At 45.4% G+C, this 16,568-nt stretch carries 20 protein-coding genes and 4 tRNA genes; 7 read left to right on the forward strand and 17 right to left on the reverse strand.

Going from position 1 to position 16,568, the window contains the following annotated elements:
- Window positions 1–545 precede the first annotated feature (545 nt).
- The 5 genes from ACUZ8J_RS14995 to trmB all read right to left on the reverse strand — a co-directional run bounded on the left by ACUZ8J_RS14995 (window position 546) and on the right by trmB (window position 4,910).
- Window positions 546–1,487 carry a LysR family transcriptional regulator gene (locus tag ACUZ8J_RS14995; RefSeq protein ID WP_011625622.1) on the reverse strand — a complete coding sequence of 314 codons (942 nt, stop codon included), beginning with the start codon at window positions 1,485–1,487 and terminating at the stop codon, window positions 546–548.
- Between the two features lie 419 nt (window positions 1,488–1,906).
- A complete protein-coding gene (locus tag ACUZ8J_RS15000; RefSeq protein WP_446694260.1) occupies window positions 1,907–2,728 on the reverse strand; it encodes a YggN family protein in 822 nt (273 codons plus the stop codon).
- A gap of 178 nt (window positions 2,729–2,906) precedes the next feature.
- Window positions 2,907–3,821, reverse strand: coding sequence for a glutaminase B (glsB, locus tag ACUZ8J_RS15005; RefSeq protein WP_011621971.1), 915 nt, complete (start codon window positions 3,819–3,821; stop codon window positions 2,907–2,909).
- Entirely contained in the window at window positions 3,821–4,147 is a 327-nt protein-coding gene (locus tag ACUZ8J_RS15010) for a YggL family protein (RefSeq protein ID WP_011621970.1), read from the reverse strand. Before ACUZ8J_RS15010 ends, glsB begins: the two co-directional genes overlap by 1 nt.
- A gap of 46 nt (window positions 4,148–4,193) precedes the next feature.
- Window positions 4,194–4,910 carry a tRNA (guanosine(46)-N7)-methyltransferase TrmB gene (trmB, locus tag ACUZ8J_RS15015; protein WP_446694261.1) on the reverse strand — a complete coding sequence of 239 codons (717 nt, stop codon included), beginning with the start codon at window positions 4,908–4,910 and terminating at the stop codon, window positions 4,194–4,196.
- A gap of 179 nt (window positions 4,911–5,089) precedes the next feature.
- On the opposite strand from trmB, the gene mutY reads away from it, so the two are divergent.
- Window positions 5,090–6,208, forward strand: a complete 1,119-nt coding sequence (gene mutY / locus ACUZ8J_RS15020) for an A/G-specific adenine glycosylase (protein ID WP_446694262.1) — start codon at window positions 5,090–5,092, stop codon at window positions 6,206–6,208.
- A gap of 9 nt (window positions 6,209–6,217) precedes the next feature.
- On the forward strand, window positions 6,218–6,496 hold the full coding sequence (locus tag ACUZ8J_RS15025; RefSeq protein WP_011621967.1) for an oxidative damage protection protein: 279 nt from the start codon (window positions 6,218–6,220) through the stop codon (window positions 6,494–6,496).
- A gap of 84 nt (window positions 6,497–6,580) precedes the next feature.
- Here the strand turns inward: ACUZ8J_RS15025 and ACUZ8J_RS15030 are convergent, their stop codons facing one another.
- Window positions 6,581–7,156 (reverse strand): YceI family protein, encoded by a 576-nt coding sequence (locus tag ACUZ8J_RS15030; protein WP_011716272.1) that lies wholly within the window; start codon window positions 7,154–7,156, stop codon window positions 6,581–6,583.
- 4 nt (window positions 7,157–7,160) lie between these two features.
- Entirely contained in the window at window positions 7,161–7,712 is a 552-nt protein-coding gene (locus ACUZ8J_RS15035; protein ID WP_011621965.1) for a cytochrome b, read from the reverse strand.
- 388 nt (window positions 7,713–8,100) lie between these two features.
- Between ACUZ8J_RS15035 and ACUZ8J_RS15040 the strand changes: the two genes are divergently transcribed.
- From ACUZ8J_RS15040 to ACUZ8J_RS15055, 4 genes are all read left to right on the forward strand, one after another.
- Window positions 8,101–8,176, forward strand: a tRNA-Phe gene (locus tag ACUZ8J_RS15040).
- Window positions 8,177–8,182: 6 nt separating this feature from the next.
- Window positions 8,183–8,258: transfer RNA gene (locus ACUZ8J_RS15045), tRNA-Thr, on the forward strand.
- A gap of 464 nt (window positions 8,259–8,722) precedes the next feature.
- Window positions 8,723–8,798, forward strand: a tRNA-Phe gene (locus tag ACUZ8J_RS15050).
- A gap of 6 nt (window positions 8,799–8,804) precedes the next feature.
- Window positions 8,805–8,880: transfer RNA gene (locus tag ACUZ8J_RS15055), tRNA-Thr, on the forward strand.
- Between the two features lie 367 nt (window positions 8,881–9,247).
- On the opposite strand, the gene ACUZ8J_RS15060 is transcribed toward ACUZ8J_RS15055, so the two are convergent.
- Window positions 9,248–9,433, reverse strand: coding sequence for a hypothetical protein (locus ACUZ8J_RS15060; RefSeq protein WP_011625617.1), 186 nt, complete (start codon window positions 9,431–9,433; stop codon window positions 9,248–9,250).
- A 153-nt stretch (window positions 9,434–9,586) separates the two neighbouring features.
- Between ACUZ8J_RS15060 and ACUZ8J_RS15065 the strand changes: the two genes are divergently transcribed.
- Entirely contained in the window at window positions 9,587–9,931 is a 345-nt protein-coding gene (locus ACUZ8J_RS15065) for a DUF3634 family protein (RefSeq protein ID WP_011621963.1), read from the forward strand.
- Window positions 9,932–10,021: 90 nt separating this feature from the next.
- On the opposite strand, the gene ACUZ8J_RS15070 is transcribed toward ACUZ8J_RS15065, so the two are convergent.
- The 9 genes from ACUZ8J_RS15070 to ACUZ8J_RS15110 all read right to left on the reverse strand — a co-directional run bounded on the left by ACUZ8J_RS15070 (window position 10,022) and on the right by ACUZ8J_RS15110 (window position 16,567).
- Complete coding sequence (locus ACUZ8J_RS15070) at window positions 10,022–10,243, reverse strand: hypothetical protein (RefSeq protein WP_446694263.1); 222 nt, start codon at window positions 10,241–10,243, stop codon at window positions 10,022–10,024.
- A 64-nt stretch (window positions 10,244–10,307) separates the two neighbouring features.
- Entirely contained in the window at window positions 10,308–10,856 is a 549-nt protein-coding gene (locus ACUZ8J_RS15075) for a DUF3833 domain-containing protein (protein WP_446694264.1), read from the reverse strand.
- A complete protein-coding gene (locus ACUZ8J_RS15080) occupies window positions 10,844–11,416 on the reverse strand; it encodes a chalcone isomerase family protein (RefSeq protein WP_446694265.1) in 573 nt (190 codons plus the stop codon). Before ACUZ8J_RS15080 ends, ACUZ8J_RS15075 begins: the two co-directional genes overlap by 13 nt.
- Window positions 11,417–11,440: 24 nt before the next feature.
- Window positions 11,441–12,007 carry a DUF2878 domain-containing protein gene (locus tag ACUZ8J_RS15085; protein ID WP_446694266.1) on the reverse strand — a complete coding sequence of 189 codons (567 nt, stop codon included), beginning with the start codon at window positions 12,005–12,007 and terminating at the stop codon, window positions 11,441–11,443.
- 20 nt (window positions 12,008–12,027) lie between these two features.
- Window positions 12,028–13,284, reverse strand: a complete 1,257-nt coding sequence (locus ACUZ8J_RS15090) for a class I SAM-dependent methyltransferase (RefSeq protein WP_446694267.1) — start codon at window positions 13,282–13,284, stop codon at window positions 12,028–12,030.
- A gap of 1 nt (window position 13,285) precedes the next feature.
- Window positions 13,286–14,077: a DUF1365 domain-containing protein gene (locus ACUZ8J_RS15095; RefSeq protein ID WP_446694268.1), complete on the reverse strand. Its 792-nt coding sequence runs from the start codon at window positions 14,075–14,077 to the stop codon at window positions 13,286–13,288.
- On the reverse strand, window positions 14,074–15,324 hold the full coding sequence (locus tag ACUZ8J_RS15100; RefSeq protein WP_446694269.1) for an NAD(P)/FAD-dependent oxidoreductase: 1,251 nt from the start codon (window positions 15,322–15,324) through the stop codon (window positions 14,074–14,076). The genes ACUZ8J_RS15095 and ACUZ8J_RS15100 overlap by 4 nt, the downstream gene beginning before the upstream one ends.
- A complete protein-coding gene (locus ACUZ8J_RS15105; RefSeq protein WP_446694947.1) occupies window positions 15,321–16,121 on the reverse strand; it encodes an SDR family NAD(P)-dependent oxidoreductase in 801 nt (266 codons plus the stop codon). Before ACUZ8J_RS15105 ends, ACUZ8J_RS15100 begins: the two co-directional genes overlap by 4 nt.
- The gene (locus tag ACUZ8J_RS15110; protein WP_011625607.1) at window positions 16,121–16,567 is read right to left on the reverse strand and encodes a nuclear transport factor 2 family protein; all 447 of its coding nucleotides are present in this window, start codon (window positions 16,565–16,567) and stop codon (window positions 16,121–16,123) included. Before ACUZ8J_RS15110 ends, ACUZ8J_RS15105 begins: the two co-directional genes overlap by 1 nt.
- Window position 16,568 lies beyond the last annotated feature (1 nt).

Raw genomic sequence — 16,568 nt, forward strand, 5'->3', positions numbered from 1 at the left:
TAAAAAAGCCACTATCAAGTGGCTTTTTTATTGGATTTATCACCGGCTTGGTCATAAAACCCTATCTCACTGTGGGTCACTATATTTGATGTATTAAACACTTAACACTCGGTGTGACTTTAGGGTACAGAGAGACAAAACTCGTTTTCCGCACTCAACCATCAGAAAAAAATTACCTCAGCCTAATGAGCTGAGGTAAACCAAAAACTAGGATGATGGTTTAAAAGCCAACATTGTTTTAGTTCGCAAACTTCTGCTGGCTGTGATCCGAAACTGCATTGCTGCCAACCTGTACGCTGATATCGAAAGGGGTCATTTCCAATAAAAGTGTAGGACTCAGGTCATTCCGAATCATCTGGCAACCATTGTATTCATTTAAGAACAGACTTCAATACACTCACTAAAAAGCTGTTTTAGAGAACCCTAAAAAACCAAACTAAAATACAAACCAAAAATCACATAACAGATTGATTTTAATAGAATCTAAAAACTACCAAACTCGCTCAAAACTCATTAAACGCATTTTAAGAACAATGTTTCCAAAATTACTGACGTTCACTGAAGAGTTCCGCATAGGGAATATCCCAATAAGGCGGATTACCAATGTGGTCTTTAATAAACTCAATGAAGGCACTCACCTTAGGCGCTAAGTGTTTACGACGTGGGTAAACAGCCTGTAGCGGTAAATGATGAGTCAGTTGCCAATCCCTCAGCAGCGGCACTAAGGTGCCCTTAGCGATTTCATCTTCCATCAAGTAACTGGCAAGATAGACAACTCCTAAGCCACTGATCGCAGCTGATTTTAAAGCGGGAGCATTATCCACTCTAAAGTTACCAGAGACACCTATCTCACAGTAATCATCGCCCTTTTTAAACTGCCACATGCTGTGCTCATGCCACTCACCTTGATACACCAAGCAGTTATGGTCGACTAATTGTTCTGGACGCGACGGTTCACCATGTTTAGCAATATAATCAGGCGAGGCAACGAGTAGGAACTGACACTTCATTAAAGGGCGCGCCACCATACCCAAGGGAAGCTGCTCAGACATAGTTAACAATAGGTCTAAACCTTCGCTGACTACATCCACCTTATGATCTAATAAGCTGACTTGCAGCTCGAGCTCAGGATGTTTTGCCATAAATGATGGCAGCGCGGGAATGATATGCATAGCACCAAAGGACTGGGAAATCCCCACCTTTAACACGCCGCGGGTGGCATCGTTTAAGTTATGCACGCTAGCAATGGCCTGTTCGGCATCGCGAAGCAACTCTTCACCTTGCAGATATAACAAATGTCCAGCTTCAGTCAGACTTAAGCTTCGAGTGGTACGCTGGATCAGTTGAACACCGAGTCTATGTTCGAGATCGGCTACCTGCGTACTGACCTTAGATTTAGAGATCCCAAGCCTTCTTGCGGCGGCACTAAAACTACCAGCTCTGGCCACATGAGTAAAAATCGCAATAGGTTCTAACAGTTCTAACATGGAAAGTCGCCTTAAGCAGTTTCGACAGTGATATTAACTTTCGGAATAGCATAGGAATGCAGCACAAATGCCTTGAAGCATCCCTCAATGCCTTAATATCTCACAGCAATTGGGTTCGTTGTAGAGATTTAGCCCGAAAAAGTCCGCTAAAGTAGAGTGTTCTATCTGACTGAATTGCCAGCTTTTCATTATATTTTAAGAGTATACCAAACATTAGTCTTTAGAATGTAATATTCCATAGTAAATAGCCGCAAGCAATCAGATTAATATCATTCCGCTTGGCTAAAATGAATCAAGAAAAAGCCCCAGACACTTAACGTACTGGGGCTTTTTCATTTATATCACTGTATTTATGGTGTCAGTTAGCTCGGCATTACCTGACTCCAACCAGTGTAGGTTTTAAGCTACTCTGCAGATCACTATTCACGTAATTCATGGTGAGTGTTTTGAGTCAACACATAGGGTGCTAACTCTGGCACTTCTTTACGCAGTTGATTCTCAAGCACCAGCAGGTTTTCAAAACGGTCACATAAACGGTCGGCTTTCGCTTCAATCCCCTTAGATTGGGATTCAATTTGCTGCTCAATATCATCGCCCAATCTATCCATTTTTTGTGAGAATGCGTCCATCTTAGCTTCGAAGGATTCACCGTCGCCCGCAAGGATTTGGCTGCCGATATTCATCATTAGAGTGCCAATGGAGTTTTGCACGATTTGCTCCATTTCCTTATCAAATTCGTCGTTAAAGGTGTTTTGCATCGACTCTTCAGTCGCACCAAGGTAAAAACTATCGCCCTGCTTGTAGGCTACGGTATCAACACGCTTCTGCACGCCCGCCATCATCTCATCAAACTTAGCGCCAGCGGCATCGCCCATCAGTGGTGTTAAGGCCATACTCACAGCTTGAGAGGCCAATGCAACGGCTTCATTCACTAATTCAATGACTTCAGGAACCTGAGTCGACACCTCATCGGCATACTGGCTCACGAGCTTTTTCTGTTTGTCGGTTAAGGTGACCTGCTTGCCTTCAACGTATAACTTGTCGACCTCGATGCGATACTTCTCAGCACCCTTCTCGCTCATCACTAATTTTTTCGGTTCGACTCTCACATCATAATTAAGGGAAACCTCACAGCGCTCATCGATTTGCGGCTCGGTTTTCGCTTGTGCTGATTGCAAGCCAGAAGCGCCTAAAATAACACCCGATAATGCCACTCCGGTTAATAGTGTATTTATCTTCATTGTTGTTCATCCTTTAATCTGAGGAATACGACTAAGCTAACGTGCTAAAAGATGAATAGCAGAAGATGTGCCAACTTTGTAACAACATGATTATTATGAAGTTATAAAAATTAGCACCGAGAGCAGATTAGTAAATTTCACTAATATTTAGCCTAACAGTGCTAATAAAAGAGTTAAATCAGAAGATTGAACGTCCGAGACGCTGGCTGAGATGCTCAAGCATCGCTGTCCCCGCGAGGGAGTTACCTTGATTGTCTAATTCGGGTGACCAAACGCAGACCGAGAGCTCCCCGGGGATCACCGCAATAATGCCGCCGCCAACACCGCTTTTACCAGGCATACCAACACGATAGGCAAACTCACCTGCGCCGTCATATAAGCCAGAAGTTGCTAACAGTGCATTTAATTGCCGAGTCTGCACCTGCGAAATAAGTTCAGTGCCATCTAAGGTTTTACCACGGTTAGCTAAATACAACATCGCCCGCGATAGGTCGGCGCAATTCATTTTTAAGGCGCAATAATGAAAATAAGTGCGCAGCACTGTATCGACATCGCCTTGAAAATTACCGAAGGATTTCATTAGATAAGCGATGGCCGCATTGCGAGCACTATGCTGATATTCAGAATCAGCCACTTGCTTGTCGAAGCAGACTTTATCGTTTTGACTCAGCGCCCTGACCAACTCCAACATCCGATGCTTAGGCGCCCCTAAACGGCTCTGCAATAAGTCAGCGATAACTAACGCGCCAGCATTAATAAAGGGATTGCGAGGTTTACCCCGCTCGAGTTCAACTTGGACTAACGAATTGAAGGAGTGTCCCGAGGGTTCTTTACCGACGCGGCTCCAAATTTCGGTTTCTTCATATAAAGTTAGCGCTAAGGTTAAGCTGAAAACTTTAGAAATACTTTGAATTGAAAATGGCTCAAGGTAATCGCCTGCGCCTATGGTTTCACCGTCAATTGTGGTCACGGCAATACCCAATTTACCAGCATCAACATTGGCGAGCGCAGGGATGTAATTAGCAACCTTTCCTTGGCCGAGCAAGGGCCGAACTTTGTCGACCACTTCCTCTAATAACGCCTGTTCTGGCATTAACTCCACCAGATATCGTACAGATCGCTAACTTCAAGTTGAGTCACTTTTTGACCCGCCCAGAAAGCCTTCACTGCAGCAACATCTTCTTCGGTGCACTTACCGATAGTTTGGGTAGCAATAATACCTTCCCACTCGATATGACCACCGCCGTGGAAACCTAACTTACGGGCTTCAATGACTTCATCGATAAACTTATCGACTGTTGCATCAATATCGGCTTCAGAGACAGATGCATCGAAGGTCCAAGTAATGTCAAAACCTAACTCTTGGAATTCATCAACGCGCATTTTCTTACGTAAACGACGGCTACGATTCTTTGCCATAGTGATTTTCCCCGTTGTGTTAAAAAAATAAAATCCATAAAAGATGTTAAGCGATACGCTCAAACATCAGATCCCACACGCCATGGCCGAGGCGATGACCGCGGGCTTCAAATTTAGTCAGTGGGCGATGTTCTGGGCGCGGCACCACGGTACCATCGGCGGATTGGTTTTTGTAACCATTGGCCGCATTCATCACTTCCAGCATATGTTCGCTGTAGTTTTCCCAGTCGGTCGCCATATGGAACACGCCGCCAATCTTTAGTTTGCGGCGGATAAGCTCAGCAAACTCCGCCTGCACGATACGGCGCTTATGGTGGCGCTTTTTATGCCAAGGATCGGGGAAGAACAATTGCACGCGAGCAAGACTGCCATCGGCGATAGCATATTCTAACACTTCCATTGCATCATGGTGATACACGCGAAGATTAGTCACCCCAGCAGCGGCAGCGTCACTTAAGCATGAACCCACGCCAGGCTTATGGACTTCAATACCGATAAAATTCTGTTCTGGGGCTTCTTGTGCCATTTGTACTAAAGAGGCGCCCATGCCGAAACCAATTTCCAGTACGGTATCGGCTTCGCGACCAAACACTTCGGTCAGGTTTAATGGTGTTGGGCTGTAATCTAAGCCCATTGTTGGCCACTGAGTCTCAATGGCTTGCGCTTGACCTTTAGTCAAACGACCTTCTCTTAGGACAAAGCTTCTGATCTTACGCAGATACTTGCCTTCTTCATTAAATTCAGCGGTAGTGACTTCGCTCATTTTTGCCTCGTCTCGTGGACAACACCATCTAAAAAGAAGGGCATTATCCAAAGTTCAACTTACAGTGCAAGCACTAATGGAGGCGAAGTATAACAAGATTATCCTAGAGAGCGAATCTAGGCCGATTTTTCGATGGGGTGTTACTTGTTTGCCAACCAATCTCCCGCTACACTGCGCCGATGAAATCTACAGCCTCCTTTGCTACACGTATAGTTAATTGGTACGACAACCACGGTCGTAAAACCCTCCCTTGGCAGCAAGATAAAACCCCATATCGCGTATGGGTTTCTGAGATTATGTTGCAACAAACTCAGGTAGCGACTGTTATCCCCTATTACCAGCGTTTTATGGCACGTTTCCCCGATGTGTTAGCCCTAGCTAACGCGCCGGATGATGAAGTATTGCATCATTGGACTGGGCTTGGTTATTACGCTAGGGCTCGCAATCTACATAAAGCCGCTAAGATGGTTCGCGATTTGTATCAGGGGCAATTTCCAACAGACTTTGAGCAAGTGTTGGCGCTGCCAGGTATTGGCCGCTCGACAGCAGGTGCAGTGTTATCCCTATCACTTGGGCAACATCATCCGATCCTCGATGGCAATGTTAAACGCGTATTAGCAAGACATGGCGCGATTGCTGGCTGGCCCGGTCAAAAACCTGTGGAAGAACAACTCTGGCAATTAACCGAGCAGTTAACGCCAGAGCAGGATATTCAAAAATATAACCAAGCCATGATGGATATTGGTGCCAGCATTTGTACTCGCAGCAAACCCAATTGTGCCGCTTGCCCAGTGGCTATTGATTGCAAAGCTCAATTAATGGGAAGACAAACTGAGTTCCCCGGTAAAAAGCCTAAGAAAACTATCCCAGAAAAAGCCGCTTGGATGTTGGTTTTACTCAAAGATAACCAAGTCTTCTTGGCTAAGCGCCCTCCTGCCGGCATTTGGGGCGGACTCTGGTGCTTCCCCGAATTTAGTACTGAAGCCGCACTCAATGCAGAACTTGAAGCCCAAGGTTATCACGCCGCACAACTCGAACCATTAATCGGTTTTAGGCATACCTTTAGCCATTTCCATTTAGATATTCAACCCATGCTACTGAATTTGGATAGCCAAGCGAATGGCTACGACAAGCAAATCTCGGGTATGCAGAGCGTGGGCGCAGTCATGGAACAAAACCAGTCTCTCTGGTATAACATCAATCAACCTTCCAAAGTGGGACTCGCCGCCGCAACCGAGCGCGTGTTAGCCAATTTGGGATCACTCGTAGCTATTGCTAGCAACCTCGACAGTCAGTAAGGAATAATCATGGCGCGTACAGTCAATTGCGTATATTTAAACAAAGAAGCCGACGGCCTAGACTTTCAACTGTATCCAGGTGATTTAGGTAAACGTATTTTCGATAACGTCAGTAAAGAAGCTTGGGGCCTATGGCAGAAAAAGCAGACCATGCTGATCAACGAAAAGAAACTCAACATGATGAATGTTGATGATCGTAAATTTTTGGAAGAACAAATGACCTCTTTCCTCTTCGAAGGTAAAGACGTGGAAATTGAAGGATTTGTGCCTGAAAAGGGTCAGGAATAAGCCTAAGCGCCTATCCATAAAAGCAAAAAAGCGCCCAAGGGCGCTTTTTTATTCACGGATAAATGCAGCTCAGTAGCGTTAAGCTTACTTACGCACGCCTTCTACCACTAAATCTAACTCAACATTGGCAGACGCTGGACCTAAGTCCATCTTGATACCGTAATCTTTCATCGCAAACGTGGTCGTACCGGTAAAGCCCGCACGGTATCCGCCCCAAGGATCTTGACCCTCACCCACAGCATGCGCTTGGATTGCCAACGGTTTAGTCACACCGTTTAGCGTGAAGTTACCTGTGATAACCATATCGCCATTGCCTTTGTCTTCAACCGAGGTCGAAACGAAAGTCGCTTCAGCAAATTTAGCCGTATTTAAAAAGTCGCCACTACGGATATGCTTATCACGCTCGGCATGGTTAGAGTCAACGCTTAAAGTGTTCACTTTAACATTCACTTTAGCTGCCGTTGGATTTTTAGCGTCGTAGCTAAAATCACCGCTGAAATCGTTAAAACGACCTACGACATAGCTATAACCTAAGTGACTTACTTTAAAGGTAATAGATGCATGGGCACCTTCGCGGTCAATTACATAATCGGCGGCAGATGCAGCCATTGGAGCCAGTAAAGACCCACCAATCAAAGCAGCTAATAGTTGTTTTTTCATTATATTATCCTCGGTTAAATTTAATCATCTTGAGTAGTGTTGAATCTTTATCGATAAAATGGTGCTTTAACGCGCCTAACGCATGCAGTAAAACCAGAGCAATCAAGCTGTAGGCGGCATATTGATGAATATCCCCCGCGATATCAGCCTGATTTTCAATCAGTGGCGTTAGGCCGGGTAACTCAAACCAGTCAAACACCATAATTCCACGGCCCTCTGCCGTCGAAATCAAAATACCTGCGGCCATAATCACCAGTAATAAGAGGTAAATCGCGCCATGGGCAATGTGGGCGCTCACCTTTTCCCATGTTTGGTGATTTTGCTCAGGAGCAGGCTTTGGATTAACCAAACGCCAAACTAAACGAAACAGCGTTACCGCCAGCAGTAAAATTCCAATACTTTTATGCCAATGTGGCGCCGTTTTGTACCAGGCACTGTAGTAAGTCAATTCCACCATCCACACACCGACGGCAAAGAGTCCAATCACCACAACCGCACTTAGCCAATGGCTGGCAATAGCAATAAGTCCATAATTCAACTTAGTATTTCTAAACATATAGCTACTCCACACCTCTACACTTAAGTCGCACAATCAAATAATAGTCATTATCATAAAACGAAAATTAAAAACTAAAATCAGTAAAAATCGCTCATATCTTTCTAAAATTCAGAAAGATTAACGCTATTATTGTGTTAACACTGATTGTGGGGCTTAAACGGGTCACTCACGCGGCAGGAAATACAACTTTGATGCATCAAAAAGGCTCATTCCCAACTGGTTTATAGATAAAAAACAGCCAAAGTGCACATTAAACAGTCGAACACATCATTTATCAGGAAAAAGCACTTGCAGAGGATAAACACCCTAGTTAATATAGCCGCACTTCGAACGAGGCAGCATCAAGTTGTCGGTTTAAAGTAGTCAACTAACGCTTAGTTTAGTTGCCCGAATAGCTCAGTCGGTAGAGCAGAGGATTGAAAATCCTCGTGTCCCTGGTTCGATTCCGGGTTCGGGCACCACCATTCGCCGGCATAGCTCAGTTGGTAGAGCAACTGACTTGTAATCAGTAGGTCCCGAGTTCGACTCTTGGTGCCGGCACCATAAGAAACAAAAAAGCCACTCACTGAGTGGCTTTTTTGTTTCTGGTATTTGGATGAGTTCAAACTCCTTCAATGTTCGATGTTCAATGCAACTACGTTACGACTAACCAGCTATCAATCATTTAAACAGTGCTTAAGTTCGGTTCTTGGGCATGACGTCATATAAACAAAATACTGATTAACAGCTTAGTACTTAGCACTGCGAATATTTAAAATTCCCAGTCATCCACTGCCCTTTTACTCATTAATCCCACGACTAAATCGAATTAACCCATTGATAGTTAGACCAAGTAAACCATTCGCATCTCTATAATGCCTTAATTAAGGTACTTTTTGTTTAATACTTGGTCAGTCGAATTAAAAGGGCTTGCACAGCGAAAGCGAGCACTATATGATACGCGCACTTCGAACAAATGGGGTGTTAAACACTCGGTTTGAAGTAGTTAACTAACGCTTAGCTTAGTTGCCCGAATAGCTCAGTCGGTAGAGCAGAGGATTGAAAATCCTCGTGTCCCTGGTTCGATTCCGGGTTCGGGCACCACCATTCGCCGGCATAGCTCAGTTGGTAGAGCAACTGACTTGTAATCAGTAGGTCCCGAGTTCGACTCTTGGTGCCGGCACCATAAAAAACAAAAAAGCCACTCACTGAGTGGCTTTTTTGTATCCGTATTTTGAACCTGAATGTTGAGTAAAAGTCACAGCATCGACAGCCCTGAGCAACTGACTTACTCTCGATAATCACAGTCGCTCCCAAACTCCACTCTTAGTGCTAGCACCATTAAAAACAACGAAGTCACTCGACGAGTGGCTTTTTTGTATCCGTATTTTGAACCTGAATGTTGAGTAAAAGTCACAGCATCGACAGCCCTGAGCAACTGACTTACTCTCGATAATCACAGTCGCTCCCATACTCGACTCTTAGTGCTAGCACCATTAAAAACAACGAAGCCACTCAATGAGTGGCTTTTTTGTATCTGTCATTTTAGCAATTTACTTTATCTGCTCATGCACTATCGGCCTATCCCCCGCCTGCACTTGATGTTGCAAATGCCGCCAACCATGGGTCAACTCATTAAGCGGTTCTTTTCGTTCAGGGAACTGTGCAGACAATTTATCAATAATATCAATTTGTTTTTTGCACAATAAAGACCAACGATCAGCATTAGATAGGTACATGGCGTTTTCCTTAACTGAGGGAGTACATTTCCTTAGCAGACTAAGACTAGGCCAGAATCATACCTTTGCCAAATTAAAATTGCGTGTTAGCGCACTGTTAAAAGCCATAACTCCAGAGTATCTTTGTCCTATAAACATAAGAGAGGAGGCATTATGACAGCCACTATTTTAAAGCTCGTTTTTATCGCGATTGGTTTGTTTCTGGTTTATAAGTTGATCTTTGCTGGTAAGAAGGGACTGACTATTTTTGAAATGCATTTTAAAGATGGCCGCATGACTCAACATAAAGGCAAAATCCCCGAGCGTTTCGAGCGCGAATGCCGTCAGTTAGCCAAAGCGGAAAAGCTGACTTGCACTATTAGAGCAGAAAAAAACTCCGGCGTGCGTCTGCATATTTCTGCCAATGTGAATGACAACCTACAGCAGCGGATCCGTAACCAATTTCCCTTTGAGTATTACGATAAAAAGGCGGTCGACAATAGTCGCCAAGCGGGTTAATCCTTCAGAAGTGCAGCCCTTATTTTTCAGTAAGGGCTGAAAACATCGACCTTTCGCTAGATTTACCCAACGTTAGTATTTAAGCGGGCTCTAGAATTTAAATCTACTCTTTGGCTCTAGTCGTCCATCTTCACGGGCATCACGAACGCGGCGCTCATTATCCTGCACCATAGGATCGCTTGCAGGTTGATTAGAGTCGACTTGCTCATCTGGCTGTCCTTCAAACTGAAAATCGATATTCGAACAGGCAGTTAAAGACAGACTTACGAATACCAGCATTAACATCCAATAATTTTTCATCGACTTAACCATGCAGGATTGAAGTGTTTTGTCAGCCTACTGTAATAAACGAAAAATTATTAGTTAGGCTATACCGTTAATGCTTTTGGATCACTAAGGTCACTTTGGCGACAGTGACGCCCCATTTAATAATATCGCTTTGGTTAATAATGGTATTGTCGTTCACTAAGTACATCCAATCATCAAAGTGCACTTGGTATTCATCACCCTCGACGGGCAGTAGCATATTGTAGCGCCAACGCAGCGCACTGCCGCTCGCCTCCCCTTCCGCAGTACCGATAATATCGTCAGCCGTGCCAGTGTATTGCCCTTCCCCTTGGGATTGAATGCGCCAAATGCGAGTTTGGGTTTCACCATCATCATAGACAAACCACTCTTTGATGGTGCCTTCCGTCCCCTGCCAACTCGCCTCCATGGTGACATTAAACCGACGGATCACTTTGCCACTGAAATCCTCAACAATACCCGATGCCTCAAGTGGACCATTAAAGAAGCTTTCTAACACTAAGGGAGGATTGGTGCCTTGATAATCACTTACATCGACACTAGAACAGCTAGACAAAAGGCTGACCATCAATAACCCTAAGATAAAAGGCTTACCCCAATGCAGTTTTAGCAATCGCATGATTTTTCTCCTAGTAATTGCGCACGTAAGCTTGGACGACTGGTGTTAGTCGACAACCAAATCGCCAGAAATGCTTCGGCTAATTTGGGTTCGTCGATAATCTTCAACGGCTGGCCATTAAAAAAGAACTGACTATGTTGAGTATCGATAATCTTAAAACTTAAGTGATCACCAGGCATAACATTAGGCCAAATCCCCTTGAGTAATTGCAGCCAATTGGCTATCTCATCCTTGCTATAGCCTAAGTGTCGCCACTGATCTGCTGTCGCTTCTAACAGATCATCCGCCTCAATATCACGATAATATTCAATGTCTAATAACTGTGGATAAACGCCACTCTGGTACTTGCCTGTGCTGGTCATGAGTTTGGCCTTATAGACATTAAACCAAAGCCAATCCATTTCGCCCCGACCTACCTCAATAAGCCCAAAGTGAATAGGATTTTCGATTACCTGAGTCGTGGTAGCATGTCCAGCTAATGGCAGCAGTAATCCACACAGGGCACTGAGATATCGCTTTTTTGACCATATAACTAACTGAATTGATGAAATATGAAGCATCAGATTTCTCCACCAATACAAGGATTAACGCCCATATAATCGGGCATCAGCAGTTTGACGATTTAGCCTATGGTGGCGGGAGAGGTAGATGAAAACAGGTAATAAAATAGCCCAAATAACGGCTAGGATAATAACTGATATCCCCTCGCCAAAGGGAAGGTTCACTGCATGAAATGCAGCCCCAGCCAAGTAACTCAGGCTGCCAAATACTCCGCCTAAAATGGCTTGTAGAACAATCGCAAAGGTACGGATAAAACTAAGACTATGGTTCAAACTCACAGCAAAGTGCAACCAGAGACAAGCCAACCAGACGGGAAAGACCGGAAACTCAAAAACGCCCATCCAAGTCAGCATGCCATCAATCGCCATACCGAGTAACCCAACCTTAAGCATAGTGCTCAAATCACGGGGGATTGCACGAGCGGTTTCCACCCACGGCAGTAACATAAAATGCAGCACTAACAGCGGAATACTCAATAACAGCGCACTATTGCCAAATAGTACGCTAGTCCACCAGACACACTGAAAACTCAAGGCGTTATAGAATATAAAGCCCTGATGTTTAGAGATATTTAAAGAGGATCTCGCCATAAAATACATCTCACTAAACCTTAACCATTGCTCACAGCGCTCGGTAAACGATAGCTTGGACGTACCGCAACTAAATGCACTGTACTGGTAGTGCGCTCTAAAAAGCCCCCTTCGCAATAGCTTAAATAAAACTTCCACATGCGGATAAAGTCATCACCATAACCTAAGGCTTGCACTTGCTCGATGGCACGATCGAAGTTGTTATGCCAGTCCCTCAGCGTCTTGGCGTAATCGAGTCCCATATCATCAATCGACCACACCTGCATATCGGTGCGCTTGGCCAAGTGCCCAACCATTTGGTGCACTGAAGGTAAGCAACCACCAGGGAAAATATATCGCTGAATAAAATCAACACCTTTACGATAACTGTCGTAACGTTGGTCGGCGATAGTGATAGCCTGTAATAACATGCGGCCATGGGGTTTGAGTAATGACTCCAGCTTTTTAAAGAACCCAGGCAGGTACTCATGGCCAACGGCTTCAATCATCTCGATAGACACCAGTCTGTCGTAGGTGCAGCTGAGATTACGATAATCCTCAGTCAATAGGGTGATGCTATCGCTTAAACCTTCCCGTTCAACCCGCGCTTTCGCGTAGGCATATTGGGCGTCCGAAATGGTCGTGGTCGTTACATGCACACCATAATGTTTGGCGGCATAAATGGCTAATGCACCCCATCCGGTACCGATTTCAAGCAAGGTCTGACCAGGTTGTAGGTCGAGCCGCTCACAAATGGTTTTCAGTTTATGCAGTTGCGCCTGTTCAAGACTCGCGGCGCTATCGGAATAGAGGGCGCTGGAGTACAACATTTCGCGATCTAAAAACTGCTCATACAAGGCATTGCCTAAGTCGTAATGGGCCAAGATATTACGTTTAGAGCCCTGCTGAGAGTTTCGATTCAGCAAATGTTTCATACGGTTAACCGACCCCGTCAACCAACCGAATTTCGCCTCAATTTTATCGAGCAAGGGCAGATTGCGCGCAAACAGTTGCACAACCTTAGTGAGATCTGGGCTAGTCCAATGACCTTGGATATAGCTTTCACCGGCGCCAATAGAGCCAGAAAACATCGCTTGGCGATAGAAGCTTGGATGCTTTACCACCAGGGTGGCATGTAAATCACTGTGATGCTCACCAAAGCGATAGCTCTTGTCGCCCTCCACTATCGTTAAACAGCCATGGGGGAGATTTTCTAATGCTTTGAGCAATAGCTTACGGGCAAGGCTATCAGGCAATGTTGCCGAAATAACAGAAGATTGCGATGCAGTATTTTCCATCTTATTTCTCCACTTGAGCAGGATGTGGCACAAAAGGTACGCGCTTAAAAAACAGCTTTAATGCCTGCCAATAAATCCCGCCGAAAATTTTCAACGTCATAAACGGAAAGCGAAACAACAAGGCGCGAAGGGATTGCGTATTGATCGGCTGACGAGTCATCGACAGGCTAGCATTGAACAATCGCTTACCCGACTGATTAGGTAGATTCTCGATGCCAATGTTTAGGCGTTCAGCGGGCGGTTCAACATGCCATTGGTAGCGCATATCGAGATTCATAAAAGGCGAAACGTGAAACACTTTATCCGTTGCTGCAGGCGCAGATAAATCCACTAAATAACAGTGGCGCTGATCCCACGGAGTGTTACTCACTTCGGCGAGCATATATAAAGGCTTTTGATTTTGATAACAAAAATAGAAATTTACTGGGCTAAAATACACGCCAAAGTGGCGAATCTGCCCAACAAATAACACTCGACCACAAGGCTGGTGACCGCCCAACTCAGCAACTTGCTCAAGCACCCGCTGCTTAAGGGCAAAGCTGCTGGGCTCGTTTATCTCAAGCTGGCGACTCTGGTTGTCCCTTGTCGTAAAAGTGCGGAGGTAATCCTTAGGATTAAATCTGAGTAGCGCGCGCTGCTGGCTGGCAAAACACTTCCCCATAGCACTGATGCTATCGACCTCATCTAAGTCAATCGCAAGCAACGCCATTTGATAGCTAAAGTGGTGTTTTACTGGCGTATAGCGAGTATGGTTTACCTTGCCATAATAAATGCCGCTATTGAGCTCATTCATAGATCAATCCCAAAGTGAGCACATACGTCTAAGGCACTGCGGACGCCGTCCTCATGGAAGCCATTATGCCAATAGGCGCCCGCAAAATGGGTATGGTTTTGACCCGATATCTCTTCCCGACGTGCCTGCGCCTGCAAACTCTGCTCATTAAACACAGGGTGCGCATAGTTAAAACGGCGCAGAATTTTGGCTTCGTCAATCAGCTCAGTCTGGTTAAGCGTTACGCAAAAGGTTGGCGCATCGCTTGGTAGGCGCTGCAGAATATTCATATTGTAAGTCACAGAGGCGGGGCGATTTTGATTGCCATCCAAACGATAATTCCAGCTGGCCCACGCCGCCTTACGCTTAGGTAAAAGGTTGGTATCTGTATGTAAAACCACCTCATTATTTTGATACTGCAAGTCACCCAGAATTGCTTTTTCGGCCGAGCTGGCATCGGTTAACATCTTAAGGGCTTGGTCGCTATGACAAGCGAGGATCACCTCATCGAATTCCTGCCACTCACCATTCACATAGAGTTTTACGCCCTCAGCATGGCGTTCGATGGCACTCACTGGGCTGTTTAAATGCAGATTGTCTTTAAAAGGAGCAATTAAATCAGGAATATAACTGCGTGAGCCGCCCTTGAGCACATACCATTGCGGTCTGTTACTGACGTTTAATAAGCCATGGTGCTCAAAGAAACGGATAAAGAAACGCAGCGAAAAGGCGCGCATATCCTCGATGCTCGATGACCAAATTGCCGCGCCCATGGGCAAAATATAATGTTCGGCAAAAAAAGGAGAAAACTGCTCGCGGTCGAGAAACTCCGCCAAGTTGCCAGCGGGGTAATTATCCTGCTGATAAATCGCCTTACAGCTTTTATTAAAGCGCACAATTTCATTTAAAAAGGCCCAAAAGCGCGGATTCAGGAGGTTACGCTTTTGGGCAAACAAACTGGCAACGTTATGGCCATTGTACTCAAGCCCCGTCAGGGCGTTGTGCACACTAAAACTCATTTCGGTCGGCAAAATACTGACATTTAGACGGGCTAACAACCGCTCAAAACGGGGATAGGTTCGGTCGTTAAACACGATAAAACCAGTGTCTATCGCATAGTGTTTACCAAGATGCTCCACATCCACGGTCGCGGTATGGCCGCCTATATAGTCATTGGCCTCAAATACAGTAACCTTGTGGGATTGGCTGAGTAGATAGCCACAGGTCAGTCCTGAAATTCCCGTCCCTACAATGGCAATATTTTTCATCGTCCTGCATCCTTAAGCGCCCTTGGCTGGTTATCCCGTTGGATAATTTTTTGCCAAACCAAGGCTGGTAGAAATGACATCAATTTCAATAAATAAGTAAATCGTTTGGGGAAATGGATCTCGGTTACGCCGCGCGTGAGCCCACGGCGAATTGCCGTTGATGCCGCCTTTACATCGACTTGCATCGGCATGGCAAAATCATTCTTGGCCGTTAGAGGCGTCGCCACAAATCCTGGGCAAATCACACTCACAGAGATCCCGTGTTGAGCAAGGTCGAGCCTCAGGCTAGCGGCTAAGTACTGCACGCCGGCTTTGGAAGCGCCATAGGCCTCCGCACGGGGAAAGGCTAAATACGTCGCGCTCGAACTCATCAGTGCCAAGCGCGCGCCTCTTGTCATAAAGGGTAAAAACGCGCCGAGGCAGTAGCCCATGGCTATCAAATTGGTGTGCACGACACGCTCAAACAATCTGTCGTCGAAGTGTTTAGCGTCATCGATATACTCGCAGCCCCCCGCATTAAGGATTACTAAATCCAGCTGACAGGCGCACTGATTCAGTAAATCTTTGATACGGAGAGCATTCTCTTGGACTTGGCTGCGCTCACTAATATCAAAGCTGATGCACGTCGCCCCAATCAGCACGGTTTCGGCAAGGGCATCGAGCTTAGCTTTGTCTCTCCCGCAGGCAATCACATGCCAGCCTGCGGCGAGATAATCCTTGGCTAATTGCAGCCCAATTCCCGAGCTTGCCCCTGTGATCAGCACAGTGTTGATTTTGTGGATCTGCACTGAGGTCATCACTTTGCCGCCCTATCTTTAAGTAGGCGAATGAGGCCGCCCATGCAGGGCAAATGCTCATACAGCATTTGCCCTAAGTCGAAATAATCTCGGTGAAAGTAAATCCGCTGATGAAACTTAAGCTGACTCATGCCATCGACCCGGATGAGTTCACCCTTGTTTAACTTAGGATGGCGATATTGCATCTGCCAGAATAGCGAAGCTTGGGAGTCATCTTGCAATACTTCTTTGATTTCAAAGTGAATATAGCCAACGTTTTTGTAGAGTTTGGCAAAATACTCAGTCAAAGCAGTTAAACCATTCACTTGATGCATAGGATCGATAAAACAAATATTGTCATCGTAGACCTGAGCCAACAGATGCAGATTGTCCTTGTTTAATGCTTGATAGAGCGCGATAAACTCATCAACCACACCGCTCTGTTCAATCTTCGCTTGGTTTATCATC

This window comes from Shewanella sp. Koi 1 (assembly GCF_052907445.1).

Excerpts from the sequence above, each read along its gene's own strand:
- ACUZ8J_RS15100 (WP_446694269.1), bottom strand. The coding sequence starts at position 15,324 with ATGAAAAATATTGCCATTGTAGGGACGGGAATTTCAGGACTGACCTGT.
- ACUZ8J_RS15025 (WP_011621967.1), top strand. The coding sequence starts at position 6,218 with ATGGCGCGTACAGTCAATTGCGTATATTTAAACAAAGAAGCCGACGGC.
- ACUZ8J_RS15080 (WP_446694265.1), bottom strand. The coding sequence starts at position 11,416 with ATGCTTCATATTTCATCAATTCAGTTAGTTATATGGTCAAAAAAGCGA.
- trmB (WP_446694261.1), bottom strand. The coding sequence starts at position 4,910 with ATGAGCGAAGTCACTACCGCTGAATTTAATGAAGAAGGCAAGTATCTG.
- mutY (WP_446694262.1), top strand. The coding sequence starts at position 5,090 with ATGAAATCTACAGCCTCCTTTGCTACACGTATAGTTAATTGGTACGAC.
- ACUZ8J_RS15000 (WP_446694260.1), bottom strand. The coding sequence starts at position 2,728 with ATGAAGATAAATACACTATTAACCGGAGTGGCATTATCGGGTGTTATT.
- ACUZ8J_RS15085 (WP_446694266.1), bottom strand. The coding sequence starts at position 12,007 with ATGGCGAGATCCTCTTTAAATATCTCTAAACATCAGGGCTTTATATTC.
- ACUZ8J_RS15065 (WP_011621963.1), top strand. The coding sequence starts at position 9,587 with ATGACAGCCACTATTTTAAAGCTCGTTTTTATCGCGATTGGTTTGTTT.
- ACUZ8J_RS15095 (WP_446694268.1), bottom strand. The coding sequence starts at position 14,077 with ATGAATGAGCTCAATAGCGGCATTTATTATGGCAAGGTAAACCATACT.
- ACUZ8J_RS15035 (WP_011621965.1), bottom strand. The coding sequence starts at position 7,712 with ATGTTTAGAAATACTAAGTTGAATTATGGACTTATTGCTATTGCCAGC.
- ACUZ8J_RS15090 (WP_446694267.1), bottom strand. The coding sequence starts at position 13,284 with ATGGAAAATACTGCATCGCAATCTTCTGTTATTTCGGCAACATTGCCT.
- ACUZ8J_RS15105 (WP_446694947.1), bottom strand. The coding sequence starts at position 16,121 with ATGACCTCAGTGCAGATCCACAAAATCAACACTGTGCTGATCACAGGG.
- ACUZ8J_RS15010 (WP_011621970.1), bottom strand. The coding sequence starts at position 4,147 with ATGGCAAAGAATCGTAGCCGTCGTTTACGTAAGAAAATGCGCGTTGAT.
- ACUZ8J_RS15075 (WP_446694264.1), bottom strand. The coding sequence starts at position 10,856 with ATGCGATTGCTAAAACTGCATTGGGGTAAGCCTTTTATCTTAGGGTTA.
- ACUZ8J_RS15110 (WP_011625607.1), bottom strand. The coding sequence starts at position 16,567 with ATGATAAACCAAGCGAAGATTGAACAGAGCGGTGTGGTTGATGAGTTT.
- ACUZ8J_RS15030 (WP_011716272.1), bottom strand. The coding sequence starts at position 7,156 with ATGAAAAAACAACTATTAGCTGCTTTGATTGGTGGGTCTTTACTGGCT.
- ACUZ8J_RS15060 (WP_011625617.1), bottom strand. The coding sequence starts at position 9,433 with ATGTACCTATCTAATGCTGATCGTTGGTCTTTATTGTGCAAAAAACAA.
- ACUZ8J_RS14995 (WP_011625622.1), bottom strand. The coding sequence starts at position 1,487 with ATGTTAGAACTGTTAGAACCTATTGCGATTTTTACTCATGTGGCCAGA.
- ACUZ8J_RS15070 (WP_446694263.1), bottom strand. The coding sequence starts at position 10,243 with ATGGTTAAGTCGATGAAAAATTATTGGATGTTAATGCTGGTATTCGTA.
- glsB (WP_011621971.1), bottom strand. The coding sequence starts at position 3,821 with ATGCCAGAACAGGCGTTATTAGAGGAAGTGGTCGACAAAGTTCGGCCC.